At 63.6% G+C, this 16,060-nt stretch carries 17 protein-coding genes; 12 read left to right on the plus strand and 5 right to left on the minus strand.

Translation table 11 applies throughout. The features are described 5' to 3' along the window. The first annotated feature begins 18 nt into the window (after positions 1 to 18). The 3 genes from EJ068_RS24970 (at position 19) to EJ068_RS24980 (ending at position 4,835) form a co-directional block, all read left to right on the plus strand. Positions 19 to 792: a TlyA family RNA methyltransferase gene (locus tag EJ068_RS24970; protein WP_127251368.1), complete on the plus strand. Its 774-nt coding sequence runs from the start codon at positions 19 to 21 to the stop codon at positions 790 to 792. Further along, on the plus strand, positions 789 to 2,030 hold the full coding sequence (locus tag EJ068_RS24975) for a class I SAM-dependent RNA methyltransferase (RefSeq protein ID WP_127251369.1): 1,242 nt from the start codon (positions 789 to 791) through the stop codon (positions 2,028 to 2,030). The genes EJ068_RS24970 and EJ068_RS24975 overlap by 4 nt, the downstream gene beginning before the upstream one ends. Before the next feature lie 168 nt (positions 2,031 to 2,198). Beyond that, positions 2,199 to 4,835, plus strand: a complete 2,637-nt coding sequence (locus EJ068_RS24980; RefSeq protein WP_129554920.1) for a caspase domain-containing protein — start codon at positions 2,199 to 2,201, stop codon at positions 4,833 to 4,835. A 130-nt stretch (positions 4,836 to 4,965) separates the two neighbouring features. On the opposite strand, the gene EJ068_RS24985 is transcribed toward EJ068_RS24980, so the two are convergent. The 5 genes from EJ068_RS24985 to EJ068_RS25000 form a co-directional block, all read right to left on the minus strand. After that, positions 4,966 to 5,634: a transglutaminase-like cysteine peptidase gene (locus EJ068_RS24985; protein ID WP_189342220.1), complete on the minus strand. Its 669-nt coding sequence runs from the start codon at positions 5,632 to 5,634 to the stop codon at positions 4,966 to 4,968. A 130-nt stretch (positions 5,635 to 5,764) separates the two neighbouring features. Then, entirely contained in the window at positions 5,765 to 5,941 is a 177-nt protein-coding gene (locus EJ068_RS32785) for a hypothetical protein (protein WP_189342219.1), read from the minus strand. 60 nt (positions 5,942 to 6,001) lie between these two features. Then, a complete protein-coding gene (gene tldD / locus EJ068_RS24990; protein ID WP_127251371.1) occupies positions 6,002 to 7,414 on the minus strand; it encodes a metalloprotease TldD in 1,413 nt (470 codons plus the stop codon). A 98-nt stretch (positions 7,415 to 7,512) separates the two neighbouring features. Then, a complete protein-coding gene (locus tag EJ068_RS24995) occupies positions 7,513 to 7,980 on the minus strand; it encodes a YbjN domain-containing protein (RefSeq protein ID WP_127251372.1) in 468 nt (155 codons plus the stop codon). 77 nt (positions 7,981 to 8,057) lie between these two features. Continuing rightward, entirely contained in the window at positions 8,058 to 8,597 is a 540-nt protein-coding gene (locus EJ068_RS25000; protein WP_126078560.1) for an invasion associated locus B family protein, read from the minus strand. 327 nt (positions 8,598 to 8,924) lie between these two features. Here EJ068_RS25000 and coxB point away from each other — a divergent pair, with 327 nt between their 5' ends. The 9 genes from coxB (at position 8,925) to EJ068_RS25045 (ending at position 15,988) form a co-directional block, all read left to right on the plus strand. Then, positions 8,925 to 9,809, plus strand: coding sequence for a cytochrome c oxidase subunit II (gene coxB, locus EJ068_RS25005; protein WP_126078559.1), 885 nt, complete (start codon positions 8,925 to 8,927; stop codon positions 9,807 to 9,809). 38 nt (positions 9,810 to 9,847) lie between these two features. After that, entirely contained in the window at positions 9,848 to 11,497 is a 1,650-nt protein-coding gene (gene ctaD, locus EJ068_RS25010) for a cytochrome c oxidase subunit I (RefSeq protein WP_127251373.1), read from the plus strand. A 70-nt stretch (positions 11,498 to 11,567) separates the two neighbouring features. Beyond that, positions 11,568 to 12,512 carry a heme o synthase gene (locus EJ068_RS25015; protein WP_127251374.1) on the plus strand — a complete coding sequence of 315 codons (945 nt, stop codon included), beginning with the start codon at positions 11,568 to 11,570 and terminating at the stop codon, positions 12,510 to 12,512. After that, positions 12,509 to 12,700: a hypothetical protein gene (locus EJ068_RS25020; RefSeq protein WP_127251375.1), complete on the plus strand. Its 192-nt coding sequence runs from the start codon at positions 12,509 to 12,511 to the stop codon at positions 12,698 to 12,700. Before EJ068_RS25015 ends, EJ068_RS25020 begins: the two co-directional genes overlap by 4 nt. Then, positions 12,700 to 13,326 carry a cytochrome c oxidase assembly protein gene (locus EJ068_RS25025; RefSeq protein WP_129554921.1) on the plus strand — a complete coding sequence of 209 codons (627 nt, stop codon included), beginning with the start codon at positions 12,700 to 12,702 and terminating at the stop codon, positions 13,324 to 13,326. The genes EJ068_RS25020 and EJ068_RS25025 overlap by 1 nt, the downstream gene beginning before the upstream one ends. 1 nt (position 13,327) lies before the next feature. Continuing rightward, complete coding sequence (locus tag EJ068_RS25030) at positions 13,328 to 14,209, plus strand: cytochrome c oxidase subunit 3 (RefSeq protein WP_127251377.1); 882 nt, start codon at positions 13,328 to 13,330, stop codon at positions 14,207 to 14,209. A 137-nt stretch (positions 14,210 to 14,346) separates the two neighbouring features. Continuing rightward, a complete protein-coding gene (locus tag EJ068_RS25035; RefSeq protein ID WP_127251378.1) occupies positions 14,347 to 14,853 on the plus strand; it encodes a L,D-transpeptidase family protein in 507 nt (168 codons plus the stop codon). Next, complete coding sequence (locus tag EJ068_RS25040) at positions 14,850 to 15,236, plus strand: DUF983 domain-containing protein (RefSeq protein ID WP_127251379.1); 387 nt, start codon at positions 14,850 to 14,852, stop codon at positions 15,234 to 15,236. Before EJ068_RS25035 ends, EJ068_RS25040 begins: the two co-directional genes overlap by 4 nt. Continuing rightward, positions 15,233 to 15,988: an SURF1 family protein gene (locus tag EJ068_RS25045; protein ID WP_189342103.1), complete on the plus strand. Its 756-nt coding sequence runs from the start codon at positions 15,233 to 15,235 to the stop codon at positions 15,986 to 15,988. Before EJ068_RS25040 ends, EJ068_RS25045 begins: the two co-directional genes overlap by 4 nt. The last annotated feature ends 72 nt before the right edge of the window (positions 15,989 to 16,060 follow it).

Consider the following 16,060-nt stretch of genomic DNA (forward strand, 5'->3'; position numbering starts at 1 on the left):
TTTCGCCAATGAAGGCCGATGAGTTCCCCATTGCCATTAAGCCGGCGCCAGCGGCTCGACGAATTGCTCGTCGGGCGCGGCCTGTTTGCCAGCCGCTCGCGCGCCCGCGACGCGATCGAGCGCGGCACGGTGACGGTTGACGGCACAATTGCCCGCAAGCCCGGCCAGCCCGTTGCACCGGACTGCCTGGTCGCCATCGACGATCCGGCCCAGGCCTATGTGTCGCGGGCGGCGTTGAAACTGATCGCCGGCCTCGACCGTTTCGGCCTAGATCCTTCCGGCAGCGAGGCGCTCGACATCGGCGCTTCGACCGGCGGCTTCACCCAGGTGCTGCTGGAGCGAGGCGCGGCGCATGTCACCGCGATCGATGTCGGCCACGGCCAGATCCATCCCGAGATTGCCGGGGACCCGCGCGTGACGATGATCGAAGGGCTGAACGCCCGAGATTTGACGGCAGCCGATCTCGGCGGCCGCGTTCCGGATTTCCTTGTCTGCGATGTCAGCTTCATCTCGCTGAAGCTGGCGCTGCCGCCGGCGCTTGAGCTGGCGGGCGAGGGCGCCAGGGCAGTCCTTCTGGTCAAGCCGCAATTCGAGGCCGGCCGCGAGGCGATCGGCAAGGGCGGCATGCTAAAGGATCCAGGCGATGCCGAGCGCATTGCCGGGAATCTGCGCGATTGGCTCGCCGGCATTCTCGGCTGGCGCGTGCTGGGACTTCACCCGTCGCCGATCGAAGGCGGCGACGGCAACCGCGAGTTCCTGCTCGCCGCCATAAAGGACGCCGGTTCGGGATGAGCACACGCTTCACCATCGCCAGGCTGGGCTCCCAGGGCGACGGCATTGCCAACGCCGAGGGCGGGGAGGTTTTTGTCCCGTTCACGCTGCCGGGCGAGACAGTCACCGCCGCGCGCCAGAAGGACCGCGCCACGCTGATGTCGGTGCTGGAAGCCTCGGCGCTCAGGACCGACCCGGCCTGCCGCCATTTCACCGAATGCGGCGGCTGCGCGCTGCAGCACTACGAGGCCGCAGCCTATCAGGAATGGAAGCGCGAAAAAGTCGTGCAGGCGCTGAAGGCCAAGGGTATCGCTTGCGAGGTCGCCGCGCTGGTGCCGTGCGCGCCGCACAGCCGCCGCCGTGTCACCTTCAGCGCCCGGCGCACCGAGGCCGGCATGCTGCTCGGCTTCGTGCGCGCTTTGTCTTCGGAGATCATCCCGATCGAGGAATGCCCGATCTCGCTGCCGGCGATCGTCTCGGCGCTCGCTAAGTTGCGCGCCCTGGCCGGATTGGTCTGCGCCACGCCGAAAGCCTTTCATATGACGGTGACCGTCACCGCTTCCGGCCTCGACATTGCCGTCCATGAGGCCGGCATGCTTGGCGACCACCAGCGGCGCATCGCCTCCAACTTCGTCATGGCCGAGGGCCTGGCGCGGCTTTCCGTCGACGGCGAGATCCTGGTCGAGCCGAAGAAGCCGGTGGTGCAGTTCGGACCGGTCGCCGTGGCCGTGCCGCCTGGCGCCTTCCTGCAGGCGACGGAAGCCGCTGAGCAGGCGATGGCCGGCCTAGTCGGCCAGCATCTGTCGCGCGCCAAGAAGGTCGCGGATCTGTTTGCCGGCTGCGGCAGCTTCGCGCTCCGGCTGGCGGCAAAATCCGAGGTTCATGCCGTCGAAGGCGAAGCCGCGGCACTTGCCGCGCTCGATCGCGCCTACCGCTTCGCCACCGGCCTGAGGAGGGTGACCAGCGAACGCCGCGACCTGTTCCGCAGGCCGCTGACCTTCAAGGAGTTGAACGCCTTTGACGGCCTGGTCTTCGACCCGCCGCGCGCCGGCGCCGAGGATCAGTCGAAGCAGATCGCCCGCTCCGACGTACCGCTGGTCGCCGCCGTGTCCTGCAATCCGGTGACGCTGGCGCGGGATTTGCGCATCCTTCTCGACGGCGGCTATACGCTGAAAAGTGTCACCCCGATCGACCAGTTCCTGTGGTCGTCGCATGTCGAGGCCGTGGCCTTGCTGGAGAAGCCGAAGCGGCGGCGCTAGTCGACTGCCGGAGGTTCGCTGGAAAAATTGTGAAGTCTCTGTTCTTTCGGTGAAATCGCGCCCTAAAGCCGCCTTTTTGCCGGACCTTAATTTCGCTGTTAGGGAAACATTCCTGCCTCCCCGGCGTTATCGCGTGGGATGGATGGCGAACAAGGATGGCGAATTGCTATGCTCTCGCTTCGGAAAGTCATCGGTCTTCTCGTTCTTCTCATCGCGTTCACCGTCGCCTCCGCGACCGATGTGCTCGCGCAACAGCAGAAACGTCTCGCTTTCGTCATCGGCAACGCCGCCTATCCGTCCGATGCGTTGGTCACCTCCGCGAACGACGCCGGTCTGATCGCGCAGACCCTGCAAGCAGCCGGGTTCGATGTGGTCGGCGCGCGCGATGTCGACCAGGAATCGCTGCGTGGCGCGCTGCGTGATTTCCTTGCGAAAGTTTCCGCCGCCGGTCCGGACGCTACCGTTTTCGTGTACCTCGCCGGCCGTGGCGTGCAGTTCGAAGGCGAGAACTACTTCTTCCCGGTCGATGCCCAGATCGCCAATCCGGCCGACGTGCCGCTCCAGGCCATGCGGCTCTCCGATATCACCAAGTCGCTGGCCGGACTGCCGACGAAGGTTAATATAGTCGTCCTCGACGCGGCCCGGCCGAATGCCCTCCCAAAAATGAGCCAGCCGCTGGCCAGCGGGCTGGCGCTGGTCGACCCCGAGCCCAATATGCTGATCGCGTTCAACGCCGCTCCCGGAACGGTTGCGCCGGAAGGTGAGGGCCCATACGGCGCCTATGCCCAGGCGCTCGCCGAGATGATGCGCGACGGCGGCTTGTCGCTCGATGAGGTTTTCGACCGCACGCGGCTGCGCGTCAACGAGGTGACGCAGGGCGCCGAAATCCCATGGGATGTCTCGAAGATCGACGTGCCTTTCGTCTTCTTCGAGCGCGCTCCGGACGCGCCGCCGCCGAAGGTTTCCGAGGCCGAAGAACGGACTAACCGGACCAGGGCGATCCGCGACTTCAATGCGCACGACGCCTATCTCGCGGCACTCGATCGCGACACGATGCGCGGCTACGAGGATTTCATCGTCGCCTATCCGCACGACCCAATGGCCAAACGCGTGCGCGCCATCATCGCGGCGCGGCGCGAGGCGATCACCTGGCGTGAAACATGGCTGCGGGACACGCCTGAGGCCTACTGGTCCTATCTCGAACGCTATCCGCACGGGCCGCATGCCTGGGACGCGCGGCGCCGGCTGGAGCATTTCGACGCCGAGCTCGAGCCACCGGCGAGCTTTACAGTCATCGTGTACGATGTGCCGCCGCCGCCGGAGGAGGAAATCGTCTATGTCGATAGGCCGGTGCTCTATTTCGACGATCCCGATTTCGATTTCGAGCCTCCGCCGCCGGTCGACGTGATATTCCTACCTCCTCCACCGCCGGACTTTGTCGTGCTGCCGCCGCCTCCGCCGCCAGTCGATGTTTACGTCCTGCCGACGCCGGTCTTCGTCCCCGTGCCGGTCTGGGTCAGGCCGCCGCGTGACATCGTGCCGCCGCCGGACAACATCATTTTCAACAACATCCACAACACGACCGTCATCAACAACATCAATAACACCACGATCCGCAACGAGACCGCCAATCAGGCCGGGCAGCCAGACGGCAATGCAGAGGGCGGCCTCACCACCGGCCAGAAAATGACCGGAGCTGCCATCGGTGCCGGCGCGACGCTGGCGGCCAGGATCGCGCTGCCGCCGCTCTTGAAGAAGAGGGCGGCCGTATCCGGTCAGGCCCAGTTCAACCAGAATCAGGGCGCCTTGCCGCTGAAGCCCGGTCAGGGTGTGACGCAGGGCCAGCAGCCTGGTGCTGCGCGTCCGCTGTCGAAGAACCTGTCCACCCGCAAGCTCGGAACCGACCACGCCTTGCCGGGAGCCGATGGCAAAACGCTGCCGCTCGTCAACGGCAAGCCGGTGCTCAACGGCCGGAATCTGCCCAACGACAGGTCGAGGAAGCTGCTTGGCAAGCAAGGCATTGTGGAGGGCAACCAGGAGGCGACGGGAAATGCCGGCGCCGCGGCGACCGGAGTGCAGGGCACGGATCAGCGGAAGGGCAAGAAATTCCGCAAACTGCCGACCGTCAACGGCTTACCGGCCGACAACGGACTCAACTCACGGGAGAAGTTAAGGAAGAACAATCCCAACGCGTTGTCCGACCAGGGCAACGGCAAACCGAAAAGGCTGATGCGCAAGGATTTGTCAGCCGGCCGGTCCATAGTCGAGCCAGGCGATCAGGGCTCGGCCAACAGAAACGACAAAGGCAGAAAATTCGGCAAGCTGCCGACCGTCAATGGTGAGCCGGCTGACAACCGGACGAGCGTGCGGAAGCACCTGAGGAGGAACAATCCGGACGGGTTCTCCGACCAGGGCTCGATCGACAGGAACGTCAAGAAGGTCCGCAGACCGCCGACCGTCAATGGTGAGCCGGCCGACAATGGGCCGAGTATGCAGAAGCGGCTCAGGAAGAACAATCCGGATGTCTTCTCCGGCGAGAATCAGGGCTCCGCCGGCGGGAACGACCGGGCCAGGAAGTTCCGCAGGCCGCAGAACGAGGAAGGTTCCGTCGGCCCCGAAGTCAACGTCCAGCGCAACTTCAAGGTCAACCGACCGAACGAGAATGTGCAGCGCCAGCTCAAGCTACAGGAAAACCCCAACGCTCAGGCGCGGCGTCTGCCACAACAGCCCAAGGAACAACCGCCGCAGGGTAACAACAAGAAATTCGCCTGCGGCAAGCCGGGCGAGCCGCCCTGCAAACAATAGCGGCAGGGTTGGACAGCAATTCTCCGTCGATGGGCCGGGGTTTCCCGGCTCATCGCCTGCAAATCAAGAGATCGCTGGCTCGCGGCGCTTCAGCCGATGCTGGCTGAACGGGACAGGCGGACAATCCGGCCTATGAGCTCGGCGATAGCCGCTTTGCAGTGCCGCCACGCTGGTTGATCGAAACCCAGGTGTTCGGGTTCTGCTGCGACTGCCGTTTCAGGAAATAATAGCCAGTTGCGTTCCAGGGCCTGACCTCGTCGACCAGATTGTCAAGGATGAGATCGCCCTTGTCGGTCTTCACCGTCAGGATGGTATGGCCCTCGTTGTGCAGGTCGCGAACCACCGTCATCAGCAATGCCTGCCGGGGAAATCCTGCTTCCTGAAGAAGCTTGCGCTTGTAGAGCGCGTAAATCTTGCAATCGCCCTTGCCGTCCACGGGATAGTCCCAGTGGTCCATCATCGTGCCCCAGTGATCGTAGTTGCTGACGGGCTTGATCGAGCGGTTCGCCTTCTGGTTCACCCGCTTGAGGATGCTCATGTTCCGCGCTGTCAGCTTGACGCTGGCGGCCGGCAGGGCAGGCACCTTGCATTCTTTCGGCCGACGATGACAGAAGTCGAGCCAGCCATAAGGAACGCTGGTGCTTGCGCCGACAGTGGCGGAACTGGCGGCAGGTCGTGTCGACGCTAGCTTGAACAGCGACGATTGCGCCGCCGCAGGGCCTGCTTGTAGCGAAGTCGCGCCGATCAACGCAAAACCAAGGAAGAGGGAAGAGGTCAGGACGCCTGGGGAATGCTGCACTACCGACACCACCGCAACGAGAAGACTGGCCGCAGGCTAATGCGCAAAGGCAGGCCGAGGCAACTGAACAATTAATAATGTTCTAACGCGATTGTGTTTTGCGTTGGGCGAAGGCTGCCGCAGACCGGTCTCAAATGGCAGTTTGGCGCCGCTGCGCTTCAGCTAGCAGGGCGGTGTCGATATCCTCCAGCATTTTTGGCTTGCCAGGGGGCCGTAGGCTACCAAACACGTCCTTTGGCCGCGTCGGGGCAAAGGGCGTTGCCGGTTTCAGATCAGCGCCCTCTGATGGGCTTTCGGATTTCGACATTGTGGACTCCGTGGGGTGAGCACCGCAGGCACGCGAGAATAGCGGGACGTGCCCAGCGCCTCAAACCCTGGTGCCGCCCACCGTCATCTGGTTCATCCGCAGATGCGGCTGGCCGACGCCCACCGGCACGCCCTGTCCTGCCTTGCCGCACGTGCCGATGCCGTTGTCGAGCTTCATGTCGTTGCCGACCATGCTGACGCGGTGCATGGCGTCCGGACCGTTGCCGATCAGCATCGCGCCCTTGATCGGCTGTGTCACCTTGCCGTTCTCGATCATATAGGCCTCGGTGCAGCCGAACACGAACTTGCCGGACGTGATGTCGACCTGGCCGCCGCCGAAGGAGACGGCGTAGATGCCGTTCTTGACCGAGGCGATGATCTCTTCCGGCTCCATGTCTCCGGCGGTCATGTAGGTGTTGGTCATGCGCGGCATCGGCTGGTGCGCATAGCCCTCGCGCCTTCCGTTGCCGGTCGCCTTCATGCCCATCAGCCGGGCGTTCTGGCGGTCCTGCATGTAGCCGACGAGCTTGCCGTCCTCGATCAGCACGTTGCGCGCCGAAGGCGTTCCTTCGTCGTCGACGGTTAGCGAGCCGCGCCGCTCGGGGATGGTGCCGTCGTCGACAACCGTGACGCCCTTCGCCGCCACCTGCTGGCCCATCAGGCCGGCGAAGGCCGATGTCTTCTTGCGGTTGAAATCGCCCTCGAGCCCGTGGCCGACCGCTTCATGCAGCATCACGCCCGGCCAGCCGCTGGAGAGCACGATGTCAAACGTCCCGGCCGGCGCGGGAACCGCCTCGAGATTGACCAGCGCCTGCCGCAGCGCCTCGCTTGCCGCATGCTTCCAGCTTTCCTCGCTGACGAACTCGCCGAAGCTCTTGCGGCCGCCCATCCCGTAGGAGCCGCTCTCCTGCCGGTCGCCGCTGCCGACCACGACCGAGACGTTGATGCGGACCAGCGGGCGGATGTCGCGCACGATCTGGCCGTCGCCGCGCACGATCTCGACATGCTGCCAGGATGCTGCCAGCGAGGCCGTCACCTGCCGCACGCGCGGATCCTTCGCGCGCAGCCAGCCGTCGATCTCCTGCAACAGCTTGGCCTTGGCCTCGAAGGACGGCGAGGGGATGGGGTTCTCGTCGCCATAGAGATGGCGGTTGGTACGGGCGGGTGCTCCGGCCAATGTGCCGGAATAGCCGCCCTTGACCGCCGAGACGGCGTCGGCCGCGCGCAGCAGGGAGGCTTCGGAAAGATCGCTGGAATGCGCATAGCCGGTGGCCTCTCCGGCCACGGCGCGCAGGCCGAAACCCTGATCGGTGTTGAAATTGGCCGTCTTCAGCCGGCCATTGTCGAACATCAGCGCCTCGCTTTCGCTGTATTCGAGGAACAACTCGCCGTCGTCGGCGCCCTTGATGGTCTCGGTGACGATCTCCTTGACGCGATCATCGGAAATATCGAATTGGCCGATCAGGCTGTTCATGGCAAATCCATTCGTGGAAACAAATCTTGCACCGGATGTAGGCGCGAAGCTGGCCTCAGACAATCGCTAACGAGTTGAAGCCGGCGATTGCGACGCCGTCACCTGCCGTTGACGAAGTCCTTGATGTTGCCGGCCATCGCGTTCCAGTTGGAGAACTGTTCCTCAAGATTGGCCCTGGTGATGCCGCCGGCGAAGCTGACATCCATCTTGAAGTTCGAGCCGTCGCCCGAATAGGCCTTCACCCAGCGGTATTTTGCGTTCCAGGCATTGGCCCGGTCGGCGGTCAGTGGATCGGTGTAGCCGGTCGAGAATTGCAGCGACTTGCAGTTCTCGTGGTCTTCGCAGCCGTAGAAATGGATCAGGTATTTGACGCCCTCGACGCGGCCGGAAATCATCGGGTCGCCATTGTCGTCTTTGTCCATCCTGGCCGAGCCGAAGCCCTTGGCGATATCGAGAACCGTCGCGGGGTCCGGCGTCTGGAGGATTGCGGCATCCTCGGCCCGGGCCGCCGAGGCCACGTAGGCAAGCGCCAGACTTGCAATGGAAACGGACAACGTCGCGCGCATCAAGCCTCCTGGCCGCCAAGCGCGTATCACCGCCGCGCCTCAGCCTGAGGGGCGGCCGCTGCGCGTGGACGGCAAGATCAAGGTAGGGCGGCGAAGCCTTCCGCAAAGCCCTTGAGGTCGACGGGAATGCCGATGCCCTCTTCGGGCGTCTGGAAGACGATGAAGGTGGCCGAGGTGCCGCTCTTCAACGTGTCGAGCAGCGGCTTTTCGAGGATCACCTCGGCATAGCAGCCATCCTGGAAGCAGCGCACGAAATAGGCGCGGCCGATATCCTTGCCGTCGACATTGAGACCGAGGCCGTTGGGCAGGAGAACGCCGAGCGGCGCCAGCACGCGCAGGATCTCGGCCTTGTTGTCGGCGGTGCGCAGCACCACGACCGATAGCCCCATTTCAGGGCGATCCTCGGCGACGACGTTCTGCATCATCACGCATTGCTCGGAGGTCGCTCCCGCCGGCGTGTCGCAGATGATCGACCATGCGCCATGCGTCGACTTCACCGTGCCGCTGGGCGGCGTGGCGTTGTTCGGCGAGGCGGCGGCGCCAACGGCTATGCCGACGCCGAGCAAGGCGACGGCAAGAACGACCTTCGCCAAGGTTCTCGAAAGCCAGGAAGTCATGACGGCTCCATTGCGAATCACGGCACTTTAAGCTGCGCCCGGGCCAAGTAAAGGACGAGACCGTCGCCGGTGCGCCCCGATACCGGCAATTGCGTGCTTTTCCAAAGCAAATTCGCCCGAATTGGGGCCGCCCGGCATATAGCATGGCGAGCGCTGAACACGGCCTTCGGGCTGCGCGCAAAAATGCCGCACGGTTTCCTCCGCTCCTTTCTTGCGGAGGGAAAAAGAGTATGGTTTGAACCACCCAGGGACAGACCGGGATTCCCAATCCCGGCATCGTCCGCTATTGGTGCGACAAGATCGCGGGAAGTGGGAGACGAGAGGGCGATGAGGAAATTCCTGGCAAGCGCTAAATTCTTGGCAGGTACGGCAGCTTCGGCCGTGCTCTTCTCCGGTGCCGCGGCCCGTGCCGACCAGCCGCGGGAATGGGAGGTGAGCTTCCAGGCTCCGGCCACCGACATGATGCGGCAGATCGAGCGGTTCGGGAACTACACGATGTGGTTCATCGTCCCGATCACCGTTCTCGTGCTGGTGCTTCTGCTGGTCTGCATCGTCAAGTTCCGCGCCAGCGCCAATCCGGTGCCGTCAAAAACCAGCCACAACACGCTGATCGAGGTGATCTGGACCGTCGGGCCAGTGATCGTGCTCTTGCTCATCGCCATTCCCTCCTTCCAGCTGCTCACCGCGCAATATACGCCGCCGGAAGAAGCCAAGCTCACCGTCAAGGCGACCGGCAACCAGTGGAACTGGGATTACGAGTACCAGGTCGACAAGACCTTCTCCTTCAACTCGGCGGTTCTGCAGGATGGCGACCGCGCCAAGGCCGGCAAGGAGGATCGCGCCCTCTATCCGCGCCTGCTCGCGGTCGACAACGAGCTGGTTGTCCCGGTCAACACCACGACCCGCGTGCTGATCACCGCGACCGACGTCATCCACTCCTTCGCCGTGCCGTCTTTCGGCATCAAGATGGACGCCGTTCCCGGCCGCACCAACGAGACCTGGTTCAAGGCGGAGAAGGAGGGCCTCTACTACGGCCAGTGCTCGCAGCTCTGCGGCAAGGACCACGCTTTCATGCCGATCGCGGTCCGCGTCGTTTCCGATGCGCAGTTCAAGACCTGGCTGGAAACGGCCAAGACCGATGTGCCCGCCGCCAACAAGGCGCTGATGGCCGAGATCGATGGTACCAACAAGGTAGCGGCCGCCGGCAACTGATGCCGCGGGTTAGCAAGATTTAGGGAACGGAGCGGAACATGGCAGAGGCTGCAGCTCACGATAACGACGACCACAGGCCGCATGGCTGGGTCCGCTGGGTCTACTCGACCAACCACAAGGACATCGGCACGCTCTACCTGATCTTCGCGATCATGGCCGGCATCATCGGCGGCGCGCTCTCGGTCGCCATCCGCATGGAGCTGCAGGAACCGGGCATCCAGATATTCAGCGGTCTGGCGCAGATGGTCTACGGCATGCAAGGCGACGCCGCCATCGACGGCGGCAAGAGCATGTACAATGCCTTTGGCGCCGCGCACGGCCTGATTATGATCTTCTTCATGGTTATGCCCGCGCTCATCGGCGGCTTCGCCAACTGGATGGTGCCGATCATGATCGGGGCGCCGGACATGGCCTTCCCGCGCATGAACAACATCTCCTTCTGGCTGCTGCCTCCGGCCTTCATCCTGCTGCTCTCCTCGATGTTCGTGCCGAGCGCGCCAGGTGCCTTCGGTGTGGGCGGCGGCTGGACGATCTACCCGCCGCTTTCGACGTCAGGCCAGCCCGGTCCCGCGATGGACCTTGCGATCCTGTCGATCCACATTGCCGGCGCTTCGTCGATCCTCGGCGCCATCAACTTCATCACCACCATCTTCAACATGCGCGCTCCCGGCATGACGCTGCACAAGATGCCGCTGTTTGCCTGGGCCGTGCTGATCACCGCCTTCCTGCTGCTTTTGTCGCTGCCGGTCCTGGCGGGCGCCATCACCATGCTGCTCACCGACCGCAATTTCGGCACCGCCTTCTTCGTGCCGGACCAGGGCGGTGACCCGCTGCTCTTCCAGCACCTGTTCTGGTTCTTCGGCCACCCCGAAGTGTACATCCTGATCCTGCCGGGCTTCGGCATCATCAGCCACATCGTCTCGACCTTCTCGAAGAAGCCCGTCTTCGGTTATCTCGGCATGGCCTACGCCATGGTCGCGATCGGCGCGGTCGGCTTCATCGTCTGGGCGCACCACATGTACACGACCGGCCTGTCGCTCGACACGCAGCGCTATTTCGTGTTCGCCACCATGGTCATCGCGGTGCCGACCGGCGTGAAGATCTTCTCCTGGATCGCCACCATGTGGGGCGGCTCGATCTCCTTCAAGCCGCCGATGCTGTGGGCGCTGGGCTTCATCTTCCTGTTCACCATCGGTGGCGTCACCGGCGTTCAGCTGGCCAATGCCGGCCTCGACCGTTCGCTGCACGACACCTATTTCGTGATCGCCCACTTCCACTATGTGCTGTCGTTGGGCGCCGTGTTCGCGATCTTCGCCGGCTGGTACTACTGGTTCCCGAAGATGACCGGCTATATGTACTCGCCGGTGATCGCCAACACCCACTTCTGGGTCACCTTCGTCGGCGTCAACCTGATCTTCTTCCCGCAGCACTTCCTCGGCCTCGCCGGCATGCCGCGCCGCACAGTCGACTATCCTGACGCGTTCGCCGGCTGGAACATGATCTCGTCCTACGGCTCCTATATCGCGGCCGTCGGCGTCGCGATCTTCCTTTACGGCGTGTTCGAAGCCTTCCAGAAGAAGCGCGTCGCCGGCGCCAACCCGTGGGGCGAGGGTGCCACGACGCTCGAATGGCAGCTGCCTTCGCCGCCGCCGTTCCACCAGTGGGAACAGCTGCCGAAGATCAAGTAAGGCAGCCCTATCACGAGATCGCCGGACAGCCGGCGGTCTTGGCCAACGGAATGATGGACTTTAAGTACGCATGGCCCTTGCCGACCACAGATTGATGAAGGACGCGGGCTTTCGCATCTCGGAAGCGACAGCGGGCGATTACTTCGCCCTGTTGAAGCCGCGCGTCATGTCGCTGGTCGTCTTCACCGCCTTTGTCGGCCTGGTCGCCGCGCCCGTCGCCATCAATCCGCTGATCGCTATGGTCGCCATCCTGGCAATCGCCATAGGCGCCGGCGCCTCCGGCGCGCTCAACATGTGGTACGACGCCGATATCGATGCGGTGATGACCAGGACGGCATCCCGCCCGGTGCCGGCGGGCCGCGTCACGCCAGGCGAGGCGTTGACCTTCGGGCTGGTCCTGTCGGTGCTGTCGGTGATGACGCTCGGCGTGCTGGTCAACTGGCTGTCGGCATCGCTTCTCGCCTTCACCATCTTCTTCTATGCCGTCATCTACACGATGTGGCTGAAGCGCTGGACGCCGCAGAACATCGTCATCGGTGGCGCCGCAGGCGCCTTCCCGCCGGTGATCGGCTGGGCCGCCGTGACCGGATCGGTCAGCCTCGAAAGCGTGATCCTGTTCCTGATCATCTTCCTGTGGACGCCGCCGCATTTCTGGGCGCTGGCGCTGTTCAAGTCCGATGACTACGCCCGCGCCGGCATCCCGATGATGCCGAATGTGGCCGGCCAGGCCTCGACGCGCCGGCAGATCTTTGCCTATGCGCTGATCCTGGCGCCGATCGGCGTGCTGCCCTGGGCGCTCGGCTATACCACCGCCGGCTACGGCGTGGTTTCCGCGCTGCTGGGCTTAGGCTTCGTCTGGTATGCCTGGAAAGTGCTGGGCATGGCTGACGGCGACCGCGCGATGAAGCCGGCCAAGGCGCTCTTCGGCTATTCGCTGCTCTATCTCTTCGCCATCTTCGCCGCCTATCTCGTCGACTGCGTGGTCGGGCGCGCCCTCGTCATGGGGGGGATATGATCGTGGCCGACAAGAAGATCGAACTGGTCACGCTCACCGAGCGCCAGCTGAAGGCGCGCCGCAATCGTTCCGTTGCCATCGGCTTGGCGCTGGCCGCTTTGGTCATCATCTTCTACGTCGTCACCATCGCGCGCTTCGGCCACCATGGCGCGAGCCTGACCGGCTCGGGTCTGTTCGGAGGCGGCTGATGGGCGGCGACGTGAGCAAGCCCCGCAAGGTGAACAACGGCATCGTCGCCGCGGTCTGCCTCGCCTTTTTCACCGGCATGGTCGGCATGGCCTACGCTGCCGTGCCGCTCTACAAGATGTTCTGCCAGGTCACGGGCTATGGCGGCACCACGCAGCGCGCCCAGAAGCAATATGCCGGCCGCGTGCTCGACCGCGACATCACCATCCGCTTCGACGCCAACACCAACGGCATTCCGTGGCGGTTCGAGCCCGTCGCCCGTTCGGTGACGATCAAGATCGGCGAGACGACGCAGGCGCATTACAGCGCCACCAACAAGTTCGACCGCCCCATCACCGGCCGCGCCTCGTTCAACGTGCAGCCGGAAATGGCCGGCGCCTATTTCAACAAGGTGGAGTGCTTCTGCTTCACCGACACGACGCTGAAGCCCGGCGAGACGCTGGACATGCCGGTCGTGTTCTATGTCGATCCAGACATCGTCAACGTGCCGGAACTCAAGGACTTGAAGACCATCACCCTGTCCTACACGATGTTCCCGGTCGAAAAGAAACAGCCGGTCGCCTCGTCGGCGCCGGCCGCTGGCAGCAGCAAAAAAATTCCAGATTCCGAAGCAAGCCTCGGGGGTTGATATGGCAGACGCGCACGCAAAACCACACCACGACTACCATCTCGTCAACCCGAGCCCCTGGCCCTTCCTGGGTTCGGTCGGCGCGCTAGTCACCGCCATCGGCGGCGTCTGCCTGATGCAGTATCTGAAGGGCGGCAACTTCCCGGTGTTCGGCCACAACATCGCCAATCCGTGGCTGTTCTTCATCGGCATGATCATCGTGCTCTACACGATGTTCGCCTGGTGGTCGGACACCATCAGGGAAGCGCATGAAGGCTACCACACGCGCGTCGTGTCGCTGCATCTGCGCTACGGCATGATCATGTTCATCGCTTCCGAGGTGATGTTCTTCGTCGCCTGGTTCTGGGCCTTCTTCGACGCCAGCCTGTTCCCCGGCGAGGCAAACCAGTATGCCCGCACCGCCTTTACCGGCGGCGTTTGGCCGCCGAAGGGCATGGAAGTCCTCGACCCCTTCCATCTGCCGCTCTACAACACCATCATCTTGCTGCTGTCGGGCACGACGGTGACCTGGGCGCACCACGCGCTGCTGCATGGCGATCGCAAGGGCCTGGTCAACGGCCTGGTGCTGACCGTCGGCCTCGGCATGCTGTTCACCATGGTTCAGGCCTACGAGTACATGCACGCGCCCTTCGCGTTCAAGGAATCGATCTACGGCGCCACCTTCTTCATGGCGACCGGCTTCCACGGCTTCCACGTCATCATCGGCACCATCTTCTTGGCTGTCTGCCTGGTGCGCGCCATGCGCGGCGACTTCACGCCGAAGCAGCATTTCGGCTTCGAAGCTGCCGCCTGGTACTGGCACTTCGTCGACGTGGTCTGGCTGTTCCTGTTCAGCGCCATCTATGTCTGGGCCTCGAACGGCGCGCTGATCGAAGGCCATTGATAAAAAGCAATTCAGGGAAAACGCGCAGCGATTTCTCCGGAATTTGCTTTCAGCAGTTTTTCAGGAGTTTTGAAGGTGGTCGCGGCAACGCGACCGCCTTTCTTCTTTTCGGCGCAATGGCCGGCCATCGGTGAGCGATGTGGGTGAAGTTTCCTCTGGCCATCGCCGCGCGTCTGATCGCGACGGCTCCGCTGCTTGAACGCAATGTGCTGTCGCAGCAGAAGGTTGATTTGGTGCGCGTCGAGAAGTCAAACCGGCAATTGCAACTGATCGGCGGCGATAAGATCCTGCGCAGCTACAGTATCGCGCTGGGCGGAGATCCGGTTGGTCAAAAGCATCGGGAAGGCGATGAGCGAACGCCGGAGGGTCGATACATGCTCGACTGGCGCAATCCTAACAGCGTCGCCAACAAGTCGATCCACATCTCCTATCCCAACGCCGATGACATGGCGGCGGCAAAGGCCCTCGGCGTCGATCCAGGCGGCGCGATCATGATCCACGGGCAGCCGAACGGTTTCGGCTGGCTCGGCCGGCTGCTTCAAATGGTCGACTGGACCGACGGCTGTATTGCAGTTACGAACTCCGACATGGATGAAATCTGGACTATGGTGGCCGATGGCACACCGATCGAGATCATGAAATGAGCGAAGACAAGGCGATCTGGCCCCCCATCGACCTGATCTCGGCGGGCCTGCATGGCCGCTGCCCGCGCTGCGGCGAAGGCAAGCTGTTCTCGGGCTTCCTCACCGTCGGCAAGCGCTGCTACAATTGCGGGCTCGACTATTCCTTCGCCGATGCCGGCGATGGGCCGGCGGTGTTCGTCATCCTGATCATCGGCTTCCTCGTCGTCGGCCTGGCGCTCTGGATGGAGGTGACGTTCAGCCCACCGCTCTGGCTGCACTTCATCTTATGGATACCGCTGGCGCTGGTGCTCTGCCTGACGGCGCTGCGCCTGATCAAGGGCGTGCTGATCACCTTGCAGTACTCGAAGAAAGCCTCCGAGGGCAGGCTGGAATCCCACGAATGACCGAGGCGACCGGTTCGGCGGCCGGCCGTTCGCGGCCGCGTTCGGCCTTGCTCATCGGCCTCGGTCTTGTCCTGTTCGCCATCCTGATCGGGCTCGGCACCTGGCAGGTCCAGCGCCTGCACTGGAAGGAAGACCTGCTCGCGACCATCGACAAGCGAACGCATTCCGCTCCGTTGCCGCTGGCGGACGTCGAGCAGCAATTCGCCGCTTCCCATGATGTCGATTACACCCCGGTGACGGTGACGGGCACTTTTCTGCACCAGGGCGAACGGCATTTCTTTTCGACCTGGCAAGGCGACAGCGGCTTCAACGTCTACACGCCCCTGCAACTCGAGGGCGGCCGCTTCGTGCTCGTCAACCGCGGCTTCGTTCCCTACGATCTCAAGGATCCGGCCAGGCGCCAACAGGGAGAAATTGCCGGCAAGGTGACGGTGACCGGACTTGCGCGCAACCCTCTGCCCACCAAGCCGTCGATGATGCTTCCTGACAATGATGTCGCCAAGAACATCTTCTACTGGAAGGACCGCGATGTCATGGCGGCGACCGCCGGCCTGCCGGCCGGGTTCGTGCTGGTTCCGTTCTTCATCGATGCCGACAAGACGCCGAATCCCGGCGGCCTGCCGGTCGGTGGCGTCACCATCATCGACCTGCCGAACAACCACCTGCAATACGCGGTCACCTGGTATGGCTTGGCCGCCGCTCTCGCCGCCGTCCTGATCCTGAGTCTGCGCCGCCCGGCGAAAGAAGCGTGAAACGGCCGCTCTTGACAGGGCAGGGGTGCGCACCTCATTTCCCTCCAGCTTTCCGACTGAACCGGCCTGAAT

This window comes from Mesorhizobium sp. M2A.F.Ca.ET.043.02.1.1 (assembly GCF_003952405.1).
In the GTDB taxonomy this organism is placed as follows: domain Bacteria; phylum Pseudomonadota; class Alphaproteobacteria; order Rhizobiales; family Rhizobiaceae; genus Mesorhizobium.